Source organism: Gallibacterium genomosp. 1 (assembly GCF_001678575.1).
Taxonomy (GTDB): Bacteria; Pseudomonadota; Gammaproteobacteria; order Enterobacterales; family Pasteurellaceae; genus Gallibacterium.
The window spans coordinates 1-15182 of record NZ_JTJP01000021.1; the positions used below are offsets into that span (position 1 = coordinate 1).

General features: G+C 35.9%; 14 protein-coding genes and 1 riboswitch. Of the genes, 6 read left to right on the forward strand and 8 right to left on the reverse strand.

Annotation, left to right across the window (positions count from 1 at the left end):
• Positions 1–88: 88 nt before the first annotated feature.
• Complete coding sequence (gene pyk, locus QV04_RS05215; RefSeq protein ID WP_065231441.1) at positions 89–1528, reverse strand: pyruvate kinase; 1440 nt, start codon at positions 1526–1528, stop codon at positions 89–91.
• Between the two features lie 181 nt (positions 1529–1709).
• Here pyk and sixA point away from each other — a divergent pair, with 181 nt between their 5' ends.
• Positions 1710–2168 (forward strand): phosphohistidine phosphatase SixA, encoded by a 459-nt coding sequence (sixA, locus tag QV04_RS05220; protein WP_065231442.1) that lies wholly within the window; start codon positions 1710–1712, stop codon positions 2166–2168.
• Between the two features lie 38 nt (positions 2169–2206).
• On the opposite strand, the gene glnD is transcribed toward sixA, so the two are convergent.
• Together glnD and map are read right to left on the reverse strand one after the other, a co-directional pair.
• Positions 2207–4837, reverse strand: a complete 2631-nt coding sequence (gene glnD, locus QV04_RS05225) for a bifunctional uridylyltransferase/uridylyl-removing protein GlnD (RefSeq protein ID WP_065231443.1) — start codon at positions 4835–4837, stop codon at positions 2207–2209.
• Between the two features lie 103 nt (positions 4838–4940).
• Positions 4941–5738, reverse strand: coding sequence for a type I methionyl aminopeptidase (map, locus tag QV04_RS05230; RefSeq protein WP_065231444.1), 798 nt, complete (start codon positions 5736–5738; stop codon positions 4941–4943).
• 198 nt (positions 5739–5936) lie between these two features.
• On the opposite strand from map, the gene erpA reads away from it, so the two are divergent.
• The 4 genes from erpA (at position 5937) to QV04_RS05250 (ending at position 9741) form a co-directional block, all read left to right on the forward strand.
• Complete coding sequence (erpA, locus tag QV04_RS05235; RefSeq protein WP_013744856.1) at positions 5937–6281, forward strand: iron-sulfur cluster insertion protein ErpA; 345 nt, start codon at positions 5937–5939, stop codon at positions 6279–6281.
• A gap of 52 nt (positions 6282–6333) precedes the next feature.
• A complete protein-coding gene (locus tag QV04_RS05240) occupies positions 6334–6708 on the forward strand; it encodes a YacL family protein (RefSeq protein ID WP_065231445.1) in 375 nt (124 codons plus the stop codon).
• 187 nt (positions 6709–6895) lie between these two features.
• Positions 6896–8188 carry an HAAAP family serine/threonine permease gene (locus QV04_RS05245; RefSeq protein ID WP_065231446.1) on the forward strand — a complete coding sequence of 431 codons (1293 nt, stop codon included), beginning with the start codon at positions 6896–6898 and terminating at the stop codon, positions 8186–8188.
• 188 nt (positions 8189–8376) lie between these two features.
• Positions 8377–9741 (forward strand): L-serine ammonia-lyase, encoded by a 1365-nt coding sequence (locus QV04_RS05250; protein WP_065231447.1) that lies wholly within the window; start codon positions 8377–8379, stop codon positions 9739–9741.
• 207 nt (positions 9742–9948) lie between these two features.
• Here QV04_RS05250 and QV04_RS11480 read toward each other — a convergent pair whose 3' ends face one another.
• Together QV04_RS11480 and QV04_RS05255 are read right to left on the reverse strand one after the other, a co-directional pair.
• Entirely contained in the window at positions 9949–10101 is a 153-nt protein-coding gene (locus tag QV04_RS11480) for a hypothetical protein (protein WP_156548333.1), read from the reverse strand.
• Positions 10102–10116: 15 nt separating this feature from the next.
• Positions 10117–10302 carry a hypothetical protein gene (locus tag QV04_RS05255; protein ID WP_197494795.1) on the reverse strand — a complete coding sequence of 62 codons (186 nt, stop codon included), beginning with the start codon at positions 10300–10302 and terminating at the stop codon, positions 10117–10119.
• 150 nt (positions 10303–10452) lie between these two features.
• On the opposite strand from QV04_RS05255, the gene QV04_RS05260 reads away from it, so the two are divergent.
• Entirely contained in the window at positions 10453–10728 is a 276-nt protein-coding gene (locus QV04_RS05260; protein ID WP_065231449.1) for a helix-turn-helix domain-containing protein, read from the forward strand.
• A 48-nt stretch (positions 10729–10776) separates the two neighbouring features.
• Here QV04_RS05260 and ilvN read toward each other — a convergent pair whose 3' ends face one another.
• From ilvN to QV04_RS05275, 3 genes are all read right to left on the reverse strand, one after another.
• Complete coding sequence (gene ilvN / locus QV04_RS05265) at positions 10777–11274, reverse strand: acetolactate synthase small subunit (RefSeq protein ID WP_021461667.1); 498 nt, start codon at positions 11272–11274, stop codon at positions 10777–10779.
• Positions 11274–12992 carry an acetolactate synthase 3 large subunit gene (locus QV04_RS05270; RefSeq protein WP_065231450.1) on the reverse strand — a complete coding sequence of 573 codons (1719 nt, stop codon included), beginning with the start codon at positions 12990–12992 and terminating at the stop codon, positions 11274–11276. Before QV04_RS05270 ends, ilvN begins: the two co-directional genes overlap by 1 nt.
• 216 nt (positions 12993–13208) lie before the next feature.
• Positions 13209–14744, reverse strand: coding sequence for a Na+/H+ antiporter NhaC family protein (locus QV04_RS05275; RefSeq protein ID WP_065231451.1), 1536 nt, complete (start codon positions 14742–14744; stop codon positions 13209–13211).
• An 86-nt stretch (positions 14745–14830) separates the two neighbouring features.
• A riboswitch (Lysine riboswitch) is annotated at positions 14831–15010 on the reverse strand.
• Positions 15011–15182: the final 172 nt, after the last annotated feature.

A 15182-nucleotide genomic window follows, 5' to 3' on the forward strand; every position in this document is an offset into this window, starting at 1 on the left:
ACTATGCCAAAAAATCCGTATCCCTTTATGTTAGAATGATTCCAGCTTATGGGATACAGATTAATTGTTTGAAGTTTTTATTAAAAAATTAGTCTACAACCAGAGTACGGCAAGTGTTGGTGCCACCAGAAACGAATTCATCCCCTTGTGTTAATAATACTAGATCACCAGACACTAAATAACCTTTTTCTTTTAATAATTTTATTGCTATTCGTGCACCTTCAACAGTACGGCTCATCTCTTCAAAATAAACCGGCACTACACCACGATATAATGCACAAAGATTTAATGCACTTTGATTACGGGAAAGTGCAAAAATAGGCAAACCGGAACTGATACGTGACATTAAACGTGCAGTACGTCCTGTACTAGTCATTGCAATAATGGCAGCGGTTCCTTTCATATGGTTTGCTGCGTACATTGCAGACATAGCAACTGCTTCTTCAATTGAACCAAATTCAACATCCATACGATGACGAGAGACATTAATACTTGGCATTTTTTCTGCGCCTAGGCATACCTTAGCCATTGCTGCAACGGTTTCTGATGGGTATTGCCCAGCTGCTGTTTCTGCAGACAGCATTACTGCATCGGTTCCATCCAATACTGCATTAGCAACGTCCATTACTTCTGCACGAGTCGGCATAGGATTACTGATCATTGATTCCATCATTTGAGTCGCAGTAATAACTACTTTATTTAATTGACGAGAACGGCGAATCAATTTTTTCTGTACACCAACCAATTCAGGATCACCTATTTCAACCCCTAAATCACCACGAGCAACCATAATAACATCTGAAGCTTTGATAATATCATCAATTGATTCTGCTGTTGACACGGTTTCTGCACGCTCTACCTTTGCCACAATTTTTGCATTTAATCCCGCTTCAATTGCTAATTTACGTGCATATTCAATATCTTCTCCAGAGCGAGGGAATGAAACTGCTAGATAGTCCACACCAATTTTTGCAGCAGTTAAAATATCCGCTTTATCTTTTTCGGTTAGTGCATCTGCAGATAATCCACCACCTAATTTATTGATACCTTTATTATTAGAAAGAGGCCCACCTACAGTTACTTCAGTATACACTTTTTCGCCTTCAGTTGATAAAACCTTCAACTGAACTCGCCCATCATCCAATAATAAAATATCGCCTGGGACAACATCTTTCGGTAAATTTTTATAATCTAAGCCAACAGATTCCTGAGTACCCTCACCTTTCGGTAATTCAGCATCCAGTACAAATTTATCACCAACATTTAGAAAGATTTTACCATCTTTAAAAGTAGAAACTCGAATTTTTGGTCCTTGTAAATCACCAAGAATGGCAACCTGTTTTCCCAATTTTTTCGCAACTTCACGTACTTTTGCGGCACGGTTAATATGATCTTCTGCAGTACCATGAGAAAAGTTCATTCGCACCACATTTGCTCCGGCAGCAATAATTTTTTCTAAATTATTGCCTTTATCAGTCGCCGGACCTAAGGTTGTAACAATTTTCGTTCTTCTTAGTCTTCTAGACATGAATTGCTCCATAAGATAACAACATTACTTAAAAAATATAAAAACTAATTTATTGAGGAATGGCGCTTTTTTTGTCAAACACCTATAATAAAACGGTCGTGCATTATACGCTGATTTTCTGTGTAATGCGAGATCAGGCTAAGTAAATTTTTCTTAATCACTTGATATAGGTAGGAAATTTATGCATATATTTATTATGCGTCACGGCGAAGCTAGTTTTTATGCCACCAGCGATAAAGAACGCCCCTTAACTACACGCGGTCAAGAACAGGTGCAACAACAAGGCGAATGGTTACAACAACAAGGGTGGCAGCCTGATTTTATGTTGGTCAGCCCCTATCTCCGTGCGCAACAAACATACCGACAGGTTTGTAAAGCATTAAACATCGCAGAAAATGGGGAAAATTGGGATAACTTAACGCCTTACGGTAATGCTTATATAGTTGCAGATTATTTGGATACGTTAGCCAAAGACGGCATAAAAAATGTGTTGCTTATTTCACATTTGCCGTTGGTCGATGACATTGTACAGGCTTTAGGTGTGACCCAATCAATTGCTTTTCATACCGCCACTTTAGTGGAGATCAACTACACTAATGGGAAAGGAACGCTATTACAAATTAAGCAACCGGATATTTAAGCAAAAATGATGGGTTTGTTTATTTCCCATCATTAATATTAATTAAGTCCAGCTTCTAATTTTAGCTGTAATAGTCTTCTCTCCTCTGCAGACAAAGCAACGCCTTTTTCATTGGTGAGAATAAAGAAATCTTCTACCCTTTCCCCATTTGTTGTAATTTTGGCATTGGATAGTATTAATTGCTGTTGTGTAAAAATATCACTGATAATCGCAAGCAATCCTGCACTATCCTTAGTAATTAATTCCAGCTCGGTCTGCTCAATTTTTTCAATATTTAAGAAACGTATTTCAAGTGGTACACTAAAGTGTTGTAATTTACTGCTTCGACGTGCAGCCGCAGTCGGCACACGCTTTTCGCCTTTTAATACCGCTTTTAAAACCTGAGCAATTTCATCTCTTCTTGGTTTACGTAATGCACTACCATCGTTTTCTGTAACAATAAAACTATCGAATACTTCTCCACTTTTTGCAGTGATAATCTGTGCATCATGAATACTTAAATTTTTCGCATCTAATGTTCTTACGACTTTATTAAAAAGTTGAGGCTGATCAGTACAATAAATAAAAATCTCCGTTGCACCACGAGAAAATCGGCTACTAACCAAAACCACAATTTCATTACTTAAATCGTCAATTTGGCACAGATATTCAGCGTGCCACGCCAGCTGTTTTGAAGTATTGCGTAAAAAATATTCTTGAGGACAACGTTGCCACAATTGATTCACATCATTCACTTTAATTTGATATTTTTCCAGCATCGGTTGCATTATATCAAGTGCTTTAATTCTATTCTGCAAGATTTGAATACTATAATTTAGAGGTACGGAAATGCCTTGTTCTAACTGCTGTCTAGTGTAATGATAAAGAGTTGTTAATAATGTTTTCTTCCAACTATTCCACAGAGTTTCATTAGTTGCACAAATATCCGCTACCGTTAAACAAAGTAGATAATCCAATCGTGTTTTATTATTAACAATTTTAGCAAAATGACTAATTTCCGCTGGATCGTGAATATCTCTTCTTTGTGCAACAATTGACATTTGTAGATGTGATAATACCAACCACGCCATAAATTCTGCATCTTGCTCACTAAAATTATGTTTAATCGCAAAATCATACATATCAATCGCACCCAATTCAGCGTGATCTCCGGAACGACCTTTAGCGATATCGTGAAATAAAGCGGCAAGATAAAGTTGAGGACGTTTTGTTAAGGTTAAAAATATTTTGTGGCATAAAGGATATGACTCAACACTCGTTTCGTTAGCAAAATTTTCCAATTTAAGTAATAAGCGAACGGTGTGTTCATCAACAGTATAAGAATGAAACAGATCAAATTGCATTAAACCTACAATATGCTTCCATTCCCGTAAATAAGTTTTCAATACGCCATAACGGTGCATCAGTGCGAATGCTCTGGTAATACAATATGGCTGTTGTAGAATCTGAATAAAATAGGTTCTTGCCTGCGGTAACTCACTTAAATAGCCTTTGTAGTTCAATAATGCAAGACGCAATTGCCGTAATGTACTGGAATGGATATAACTTTGTGGATAATGACAGAGCTGTAAAAAAAGCTCTATCATTGTTTCAGGCTTGGATTGAAATATATCGTGACATTGTAACTGAATGCTATTATTGACTAAATAAAAGGCAGGGCTGATGGCAATTTTTTCTACCGATTTTGTACAGCTTGGGCATAAAAACTGCTCTTGATAATCCTGCATTAACACTTCACTTAACTGCATAATTTGTTGTGAATTGCGAAAATAAGCTTTCATCATTGTTTCTACTGCCTGATTACCAACACCTTGATAGCCCAGCATTTCACTAATTTTTAACTGTCGTTCAAATAATAAACGATTGTCATAACGTTTAATTACTAAGTGCAAAGCATAACGAAGTTTAAATAGAAATGTTTGACAATCAAATAATACTTGATGCTCTTCTGGATAAATAAAACCTAAATGAAGTAAATCATCTAGGTTTTTCGCTTTGAAATGCCGCCACGCTACCCAATAAAGTAAATGCAAATCACGTAGTCCGCCGGGGCTATATTTAAGATCAGGTTCCAAATTATATGCTGTATTATGATAACGTTGATAACGTTCATTTTTTTCCGCTACTTTTGCCCTAAAAAAATCACGCATTGACCAAAAATCATCCTGATAAATGTGTTGCATTAATTGTTCGAATAGAAGTTTATTTCCTATTAAAAATCGTGATTCTAATAAATTAGTCGCAATACTGATGTCGCTCCGCCCTTCTTCCAAACACTGCGACAAAGTACGAATACTATGACCAACCTCAAAATGACAATCCCAAAGAAACTGTACGAAACTGGCTATCTGCTGCTCTTGCTGATTATTCAAGTTTTGAGAAGATAAAATCAAAAAATCTAAGTCTGATAGGGGGAAGATTTCTCTTCTCCCATAACCACCTACAGCAATGAGTACCAATTCAGGATAACAATCCAGCTGAAAATGATGCCATAACATCAGTAATAGTTGATCACAAAAGTCACTACGCTGTTTAATCAAATGATAAATATCAATATTTTGGCTAAAATTTTCCGTTTCAGCTGCTTTTAAATCAGTAAAGAATCGACGAACATTGGCGGGAGTAAAGGGTATTTTGGTTAAATCTTGAGTAAATAATAGCTTTTGCATAAGATTCCTGTATAAAAATCATTTGTTATATTTATAACAATATTATTTTTTCAACAAAAAAGCGACTATTTTTTAAAAAATAGTCGCTTTTTTTATAATTTTTTTAATTATTTATCATTATCCTTTGAATATCATTTAATTCCTCATCACGAATGGTCATCACTTCACAACCATTTTCCGTAACGACAATTTGATGTTCATACTGTGCGGAATGACTGCGATCTTTGGTTTTAACAGTCCAACCATCACTCATCAAACGAATCTCTTTTCTACCAGCATTAACCATCGGTTCAATCGTAAATACCATTCCAGGTTGTAAAATCACTCCACCGTCATCGGCATAATAATGTAAAACTTGTGGATCACTGTGAAACTCAGTGCCAATACCGTGACCGCAATATTCGCGAACTACAGAAAACCCCTGTTTTTCTACATATTGTTGAATAACACGACCAATTTCGTTTAAACGAATACCCGGTTTAACAGTACGCAATGCTAAATAGAGTGATTGTTGAGTAACTTCGCATAACTTTTTACTACGAATCGGTGGTTCGCCAACCATATACATTTTAGAATTATCACCGAAATAACCATCTTTAATCACAGTTACATCAATATTGAGAATATCACCATCTTTTAATTTCTTTTCATCATTCGGAATACCGTGACATACTACCTCATTAATTGAAATACATACTGATTTTGGAAAACCGTGATAATTTAAACAGGCTGGAATCACTTTTTGCTCATTTACCATATAATCGTGACAAATACGATCCAATTCGCCAGTAGTAACCCCTGCTTTAACATAGGGTTCGATCATTACTAATACGTCTGAAGCGAGCTTACAGGCTATACGCAATTTTTCGATTTCTTCTGCTGTCCTTAATGGAATTGTCATTTTTTTCTCCAATTTGAAACTCTTAATTTTTCGATGGCTATAATACCATTATTTCAACGTTATCAATAACCTTTCAATGAAATTGTTGAACGATTTACTAGGTTATTAGATAATAGCCATACTATTAAGATAATTTACACTTCATCATAACTATTTAGTTTGTAACTATATGATGAAAAAACAATGAGGAGTTCAAGAATGAGTGATGATGTTTCCATTCCGCTAACTTTTACCGATGCGGCAGCACGTAAAGTAAAATTTTTAATTGAAGGCGAAGATAATCCAAATCTCAAATTACGTGTTTATATTACCGGTGGCGGTTGCAGCGGTTTCCAATATGGATTTACTTTTGATGAAAATGTGAATGAAGGCGATCTTACTATTGAAAATTCAGGCGTGACTTTGGTGGTTGACCCAATGAGCTTACAATACTTAATTGGGGGAACAGTAGATTATACCGAAGGATTGGAAGGTTCACGTTTTGTTGTTGATAATCCAAATGCGACAACAACCTGCGGTTGCGGTTCATCTTTCAGCATCTAATTTAAAAAGGCTATCAGAGCATAGCCTTCTTTTCTTATTAAGGGGGCATAAAATGGAATTTCAATTCTATCGAATTGATCAAAATACAATTAATGTTAGCTGTTCAATGGAACACGAAGCTATTGCTCGTTGGGCAAATAGTGAAATTCGTGGCAATCTGAAAAAAATTGCTGAATTAATGACATTGATAAAAGCGAGTCATTCTGCCCCTTATGGTATTGATAAAATTATCCCAGGAAAAGAATTTTCCATTCATATTAATCACGATGAAGTGTTGATTAAAGCCAATATTCTCTTTTCTGAAGAAAATTCAGATGAAATTTTAGAAGATGATCTTCAATTTTATGATGAAGAAAATATGGCGATTTGTGGATTGGAGGATTTTGAACACTTTTTATCTGAATATCAACAATTTGCCAAAGAGTAATTTTTAATCATTATCTGATTGATTTATCAACACAATGTTTCAAAAATGTAATTCATCGAAACGTTTTTTTCGAAGTGGATCACATTCTTGAACATTTTTTTTATTAAGTTTTGAATTCAAAAAACACCTTATCTATTATAGCGCCGAAAAAATTATTATTAATCAATTAATAAATTAAGGTGTGTGTATGTTAAATGAGCAAACTTTAAATTCCTCAATAGAACAATCTTGTCCAAAATCCCATATTTGGAATAAATTTGATCTGGCGTGGGTTTTAAATTTATTCGGTACTGCTGTAGGCGCAGGCGTCTTATTTTTACCTATTAATGCCGGTGCAGGTGGCTTTTGGCCATTAGTTATTATGACAATAATAGTTGGACCAATGACTTATTTTGCTCATCGTGGACTAGCTCGATTTGTTCTATCTTCTAGTAAGCCGGGCAGTGATATAACTGAAGTAGTGGAGGAACATTTTGGTAAAACGGCTGGCAAATTAATCACCCTCCTCTATTTCTTTGCAATTTTCCCTATTCTTCTAATTTATGGTAATGGCATTACCAATACGGTTGATTCATTTATAGTAAATCAATTAGGAATGGCTTCACCATCAAGAGTTTTTCTTTCATTGATTTTGATCAGCAGCCTAATCGGTATTTTCTTATTAGGTGAAAAAGTAGTATTGAAAGTCACCGAATGGTTGGTTTATCCTCTTGTATTTATTCTTTTTGCTTTATCAATCTATCTTATTCCGGAATGGAACACCAGTATGTTGCAAGAAATACCTAGTGGTAAGCAATTTTTGTTAACGTTATGGATTACCATTCCAGTATTGGTTTTTTCATTTAATCACTCTCCAGCCATTTCTTCCTTTGTTCTTTCACAACAGCGTCAATATAAATCTTTCACTACTACAGAACAACACGCTAGCAAGACATTAAAAGGCACAGCTACCATTTTATTAGTGTTTGTGATGTTCTTTGTTTTTAGTTGCGTTTTAACCTTAACGCCGGAAGATTTGTTATTAGCCAAAGAACAAAATATTGCTATTCTCTCTTTCCTTGCCAATAAATTTGATAATCCTTATATCTCCTATCTTGGTCCTTTGGTTGCCTTTTTAGCGATTACCAGTTCATTTTTCGGTCATTATATGGGAGCAAGAGAGGGTTTACAGGGGCTATTTCTCAAAATGAAAGGAGAGAATCAACATTCCACCAATATTAATCATCGCCGTTTGAACCTTATTTCAGCACTCTTTTTCTTATTGTCATTGTGGGGTGTAGCTATTATCAATCCAAGTATATTAGGTTTAATTGAATCTCTAGGTGGTCCTATTATTGCAATGATTTTATTCATTATGCCGATGTATGCGATTAAACATATTCCGGCAATGAAACGTTACAGCGGTAAATTGAGTAATGTTTTTGTAGTAGTAATGGGATTAATCGCTATTTCAAATATTGTCTATAATCTCGTAGCATAAGGCTTTCTAAATAGTTGAAGCCTCACCGCTCAAGACAATAGAATGTTTTTAATTTGAGATAGGTAACCTCTTCTGAATCAAAGTGACACTTTATCTTTGTAGATTGAAACATTAAAATTTACATCCTTTGCCTTAGGTTAATGACCTAAGGCTATATTTATCAGAATAATAAAAAATTAGAGCGTATTATGATTAGTGTGTTTGATATGTATAAAATCGGCATAGGGCCATCAAGTTCTCATACTGTCGGTCCAATGAAAGCCGGTAAAGAATTTATTGATCATTTAGTAAAACAACAGCAATTAGAGCAAGTTACCCGGTTGCATATTGATGTCTATGGTTCGCTTTCTATGACCGGTCGCGGACATAATACCGACACAGCCATTATTCTCGGCTTAGCAGGATACTTGCCTGATAATGTGGATATTGATCACATTCCTCTCTTTATTGATCAGATTAAAAAACAGAAACGGTTTCCACTGGCATTAGCTCAGCACGAAATTGCTTTTGATTTTTATCAAGATATGCAATTTCATTCTACTTTTTTGCCATTGCATGAAAATGGTATGACAATCAGTGCCTATCATCAAGATGAATGCCTTTACAGCAATACATATTACTCTATTGGCGGTGGCTTCATTGTTGATAAAGCACATTTTCACCAAGAACAATCTTCTGAGCAACAAGTCCCCTTCCCTTATCAAAGTGCTGCCGATTTAATTCATCACTGCCAAGAAAACGGACTAGCTATTTCCGGCATTATGTTACGTAATGAATTAGCGTTACATAGAAAAACGGAATTGGAGGCACATCTTGCCAAAGTTTGGCAAACAATGCAGGAATGTATCCAACACGGATTGCATACAGATGGTTTATTGCCCGGTCCATTGAAGGTGCCTCGCCGTGCTGCTGGATTACGTCGCTTATTGGAAGCTAATAATTCATTATCAAATGACCCAATGAAAGTAATTGACTGGATTAATATGTATGCTTTAGCAGTAAATGAGGAAAATGCTGCCGGCGGTCGTGTTGTTACAGCACCAACGAATGGTGCTTGCGGTATTGTACCTGCAGTACTTGCCTATTATCAAAAATTTATTGCACCAATTAGTGATGAAGTGCGTGATTGTTATTTATTAACAACCAGTGCTATCGGTTCACTTTATAAAATGAATGCTTCAATTTCGGGGGCTGAAGTGGGATGCCAAGGTGAGGTTGGTGTTGCCTGTTCAATGGCGGCAGCCGGCTTAACAGAGATTTTAGGTGGGACACCGGAACAAGTCTGTATGGCAGCGGAAATTGCAATGGAACATAACCTTGGACTAACCTGTGATCCGGTCGGTGGTCAGGTACAAGTACCTTGTATTGAGCGTAATGCAATTGCCTCCGTAAAAGCAATAAATGCTAGCAGAATGGCGTTACGTCGTAACACACAGCCACGAGTAACATTAGATAAAGTAATTGAAACAATGTATGAAACTGGCAAAGATATGAATGCCAAATATCGAGAAACTTCTCAGGGTGGTTTAGCTGTTAAAGTGATTTGTGATTAATTGCTAAAACTGAAAAAGGGAAACATCACCGTTTCCCTTTTTTTATCAGCTGATTTATCAATAAAAAACAGCAGATAAGGTGATTAATTAAATTATGAGAAAAAATTGAGAAGTTCGGATAACGAAACTGATTGACGATAATAGCAATAATAGAATTAGACATTTATTGAAAGGATCGAATTTGTTTATTCAATCCTTTATGCCGTATCAGCAGCGATTTGCCGCTTTTTCTAACGCATTACAAGAGCGTTTTTTATTTCCTGTTGTTCCGGAACAAACAGCATCAGAAATCACTGTATTGCCGACCATACCACAGCCACTTAATACTAAAATAGAAAAAAAAGAATAACATTTACGCATTATTCTTCCTCCTTACTATTGCAATCCTGCGCCGCCTAATCCGATCAATGCCAATAACATCGGCGAAGTGATTAAGCCAATGAAAACTAAAACCCACACTAGGATATTTAGACATATCCCTTTCGTATTTCTACTTTTTATCGCAAAAATAGTGCCGATTATCGCAATAATGGCAGCTAAAGGAACAAACACCATTCCCAAAAAGAGAATGCCTAAAACGGCAAAAATACAGGCAATAATTGCCGCAGTTACCCAGTCTTTGTTTTTTGCGATAGTGCATCAGTCATATTTCCTCCTAATTTTTGATTTTGCACCTAAAACAGGTTCATTAGCGAACCTAAAATAGGTGCAATGAAAAAATTAATATCATCTATTTATTCTCAGGAACAGGTGTTTTTACGTGAACTTTTTATTAAAAAACGTAAAACATTAGGTTTATCGCAACGGGTTTTATCCGACAGGCTCGGTGTTATTTATTCGCTGATAGGAAAGATTGAAACCGGCGACAGATGTTTGGATATTGTTGAATTTATTCAATATTGTATTGCTCTGGAATTAGAACCAACTGAAGTGTTGGCACAACTGCAACAGCAAATTCTATCGGCGAAGGAAGAAAAAGAGGAATAAAAAATGTCGAGTTTTAATTATACTCGACATTTTTCTTCTTGAGGTATTTTACAATAGTAGACAATTTTTCTCGCCACGCGAAAGCGTAATTAAACCGGAACGTACAATTTCAATGACGGAAGTTTCTTCTTTTAAGGCTTTAATAAAAGCGTTCAATTTTTCACTATCACCATTTAACTGAACGGTATAAGTTTTTGGCGTAACGTCGACAATCTGTCCACGATAAATATCTGCCATCCGTTTTACCTCTTCTCTCACCTGTCCTTGAGCTTTAACTTTAATCAGCAATACTTCTCTCTCCACGTGCTCGACATCACTTAGATTAATTACGCGATAGACATCGATTAATTTATGTAATTGCTTTTCAATCTGTTCCAATACCTGTTCATCACCATAAGCTTCAATTGTCATACGGGAAAGTGTCGGATCATCTGTCGGCGCAACGGTTAAACTTTCGATATTAAAAGCACGTTGTGAGAACAATCCAACGACACGAGATAACGCACCTGACTCATTTTCTAATAATACTGATAAAATTCTACGCATTATGATCTCTCCGTTTTGCTTAAATACATTTCATTCATTGCACCACCACGCATTTGCATTGGATAAACGTGTTCAGTTTCGTCAACACGAATATCGACAAATACCACTTTATCCTTAATTGCCAATGCTTCCGCTAATTTAGTTTCCAATTCGTCAGGATGTTCAATTCTTATTCCAATATGTCCATAAGCCTCAGCCAATTTTACAAAATCAGGTAATGAATCCATATAAGATTGTGAATGACGTCCAGCATAAATAATATCCTGCCATTGTTTTACCATTCCCAAGAAACGGTTATTTAAACTAACAATCACTATTGGTATTCCGTACTGTTTTGCCGTTGAAAGTTCTTGAATATTCATTTGAATACTGCCATCACCGGTCACACAGACAACGCTTGCTTCAGGATGTGCCAATTTCACCCCTAATGCTGCCGGCAAACCAAAACCCATTGTTCCCAATCCTCCTGAATTGATCCAACGACGCGGTTTAGCAAAAGGATAATGCAATGCTGCAAACATTTGATGTTGCCCTACATCTGAAGCAATATAAGCTTCTCCTTTAGTTAATTTATAAAGTGTTTCAATAACCTGCTGCGGTTTAATTACTTCACTATTTTTTTCATAATTTAAGCAATGTTTTTCTCGCCATTGTTCAATTTGTTGCCACCAATCAGATAACCATTGTTGTGCTTTCGCAATATCCTCTTCTGTCAACAAAGTTAAAAATTCATCTAATACCGTTTTCGCATCACCTACAATTGGAATATTAGCAATAACATTTTTTGAAATTGAAGTTGGATCAATATCAATATGAATCACTTGAGCATAAGGGCAATATTTTGCCAAGTTATTGGTAGTTCGGTCATCAAAACGTACTCCGATACCAATAATTAGATCACTCTGATGCATTGCATTATTTGCTTCATATGTCCCGTGCATACCAAGCATTCCAAGGAATTGTTTATCATCACCAGGGAAACCACCTAAGCCCATTAAAGATGCAGTCACTGGAAGGTTTAAATTGTGTGCAAATTGAGTTACTTCTTCAGTACAATTTGAAGTGATCACCCCACCACCAATAAACAAAACAGGACGCTTGGCAATTTGAATAGCTTTAAGTGCTTTCTTAATTTGTCCTTTATGTCCTTGTAAAGTCGGATTATAGGAACGCAAGTGTACCTCTTCCGGATAACTGTAATTATATTTGACTGCCGGATTAAGTACATCTTTCGGTAAATCAATAACAACTGGGCCAGGTCTACCAGTTGAAGCAATATAAAATGCTTTTTTCATAATATAAGGAATATCTTCTGCTTTCTTCACTAAAAAGCTATGTTTTACCACCGGACGAGAAATACCGACCATATCACACTCTTGGAATGCATCGCTGCCGATTAAATTTCCCATTACTTGCCCGGATAGCACAACTAATGGAACAGAATCCATATAAGCTGTAGCAATTCCAGTAATGGTATTGGTTGCACCGGGGCCGGATGTAATTAAAACGCAACCGACTTTACCAGTGGAACGTGCATAACCATCTGCCATATGGACAGCCCCCTGCTCGTGACGTACTAAAATATGTTCAATACCGCCAAGTTGATGAATAGCATCATAAATATCTAGCACCGAACCACCGGGATAACCAAATAAATATTCCACACCCTGATCTCGTAATGATTGAACGACCATTTCCGCACCAGATAATTTTTTCATATCCTTCTCCATTTTCTTGTTTTATTGATGTTGTGATTTAGTTTTACTGCATATTTTTAACTTTGTCTATAGCAACACATATCGACAAATGAGAATAATTTTAGAAGTTAATGCTAAACAAGCAGCATTTTAAAGAAAAAAATAAAATGATTTTAGAAAAAATCAAAAAAAATACGGCATAAAGCCGTATTTTATAAAATATAATTTTTATTTAATTTATTTTGAAATTTTCCGTTGAGATCTAAAAATGAAAAGTAAAATCGTCAACGCAACAGCAGTTATTACAAAACCTAAAATGGCTGAATCTGTAAAACCTACCCCGATATAACCAGCAAATGAAGCAACTGCAACTACTGCTGCGTAAGGCAATTGTGTTGTAACATGGTCAATATGGTTACAAGCTGCGCCAGTAGAAGACAAGATTGTAGTGTCGGATACTGGTGAGCAGTGGTCACCACACACAGCGCCCGCCATTACAGCTGATAAACAAGGCAACATTAATGCAGGATCGGCATTTGCTGCCATTGCTGCTGCAATTGGTAGCATAATTCCGAATGTCCCCCAACTTGTCCCAGTAGAGAAAGCCATAATAATGGCAAGAAGGAATAATAATGCAGGCAATAATTGTGTCATCATATTGCCACTGACAAGGCTAGCCAAATATTTTCCAGTATTAACATCACCAACGATAGTATTAATTGTCCAAGCAAAAAAGAGAATAGTAATTGCACCGGACATTGATTTAAAACCAAGAAGAATAGCTTTAATATAGTCAGTAAAACTGATGGTATTGAATACAAATAACGAAGCAACGACAAAAGAAATTAAACTACCAACAACCAGCGAAATACCAACAGTCGTGTTTTCAAATGCCCCTAAAACTGAAAAAGACTGCCCATTTTCCGCTAATGCTTGATATCCAGTATACATCATCATTGACACTGTACCGGCAATTAAAACTAAAATTGGTACGATTAAAGCACTAACTCGCCCTTTAACAACTTCTTCATCTTGTTGTTCACTGTTATGCTCTGCCTGTAATGCTTGATTTTCGTGGCGAGCCATTGAGCCAATATCAAAAGAGAAATAAGCAACGAAAAAGACAGTGATAATGGCAAATATTGCATAATAGTTCATCGCACTCATTGCCACAAATGCCCCCATCGGCGAATACTCTGTAATTGAATGTGTTGCTAATAATCCAGCAACAAGCGTCATAATATAAGCACCCCAACTTGAAATAGGCATCAATACACACATTGGTGCGGCGGTTGAATCCAAAATATAGGCCAATTTTGCACGAGAAACTTTAAATTTATCAGTTACCGGACGAGCAATTGCTCCCACAGCTAAACTATGGAAATAATCATCAATAAAAGTAAAAAATACCAAGCACGCAGTTAATAATTTTGCACCACGTCTATTTTTAATATGTCTTTGAGCCCAAGCAGCAAATGCCTGATTGCTTCCAGATACAGTTAGTAATGAAGTCAATGCACCCAACACTAATAAAAAAATAATAATATTCACATTATTATGATTAATACCGTCTTCACCATAGACTAATGATAAAACACTATTTTTAATATAAATTGCCGCATCAAGCGGATTGGCATTCGTCAACATTAATGCACCAACAACAATCCCTGTTGTTAATGATAAAAGCACACGCCTTGTTAGCATGGCTAATGTTAAAGCTAATAATGGCGGTACAATCGACCACACAGAAGAAGAAAAATCAGTAAGTTCCATAACGCTAACCTAATAAAAAGCAAAAGCGTCTAGCGAGTGTTCAAAAGGATTCACAAATAAGGAAGGATAAAAAAAGATTAACCACCTTAACTCGTAGCGCTCCATAGTTAAACAAAAATAATACTATGACAGTATCGTCCCTTTCGGCAACGATCCCAACCAATTAAGATGACGCTTAATTGATTTCGGCGGTTATTCCTTTCCCTTCTTCTCAAAGCTGTCAGCTCAAAGAAGCTACTTATAATAATCGCACCTCTACTTCAGGTGGCTAAAAGATACAACAAGTGACAAAAAAAGCAAGTTCTTTTAAATTATATTTATTATTTAATTATTCTTTTATTAATTTTTATATTTACCTTTTCTATTATTTTCTATAAAATCACTTTGTTCTTTTTATTCCAATACTATTAACATATCCATAGGAGAATTATTAATGGA

What these genes read in the sequence shown, in the direction of transcription:
- pyk (WP_065231441.1), bottom strand. Translation starts at nt 1,528, where the DNA reads ATGTCTAGAAGACTAAGAAGAACGAAAATTGTTACAACCTTAGGTCCG.
- sixA (WP_065231442.1), top strand. Translation starts at nt 1,710, where the DNA reads ATGCATATATTTATTATGCGTCACGGCGAAGCTAGTTTTTATGCCACC.
- glnD (WP_065231443.1), bottom strand. Translation starts at nt 4,837, where the DNA reads ATGCAAAAGCTATTATTTACTCAAGATTTAACCAAAATACCCTTTACT.
- map (WP_065231444.1), bottom strand. Translation starts at nt 5,738, where the DNA reads ATGACAATTCCATTAAGGACAGCAGAAGAAATCGAAAAATTGCGTATA.
- erpA (WP_013744856.1), top strand. Translation starts at nt 5,937, where the DNA reads ATGAGTGATGATGTTTCCATTCCGCTAACTTTTACCGATGCGGCAGCA.
- QV04_RS05240 (WP_065231445.1), top strand. Translation starts at nt 6,334, where the DNA reads ATGGAATTTCAATTCTATCGAATTGATCAAAATACAATTAATGTTAGC.
- QV04_RS05245 (WP_065231446.1), top strand. Translation starts at nt 6,896, where the DNA reads ATGTTAAATGAGCAAACTTTAAATTCCTCAATAGAACAATCTTGTCCA.
- QV04_RS05250 (WP_065231447.1), top strand. Translation starts at nt 8,377, where the DNA reads ATGATTAGTGTGTTTGATATGTATAAAATCGGCATAGGGCCATCAAGT.
- QV04_RS11480 (WP_156548333.1), bottom strand. Translation starts at nt 10,101, where the DNA reads ATGCGTAAATGTTATTCTTTTTTTTCTATTTTAGTATTAAGTGGCTGT.
- QV04_RS05260 (WP_065231449.1), top strand. Translation starts at nt 10,453, where the DNA reads ATGAAAAAATTAATATCATCTATTTATTCTCAGGAACAGGTGTTTTTA.
- ilvN (WP_021461667.1), bottom strand. Translation starts at nt 11,274, where the DNA reads ATGCGTAGAATTTTATCAGTATTATTAGAAAATGAGTCAGGTGCGTTA.
- QV04_RS05270 (WP_065231450.1), bottom strand. Translation starts at nt 12,992, where the DNA reads ATGAAAAAATTATCTGGTGCGGAAATGGTCGTTCAATCATTACGAGAT.
- QV04_RS05275 (WP_065231451.1), bottom strand. Translation starts at nt 14,744, where the DNA reads ATGGAACTTACTGATTTTTCTTCTTCTGTGTGGTCGATTGTACCGCCA.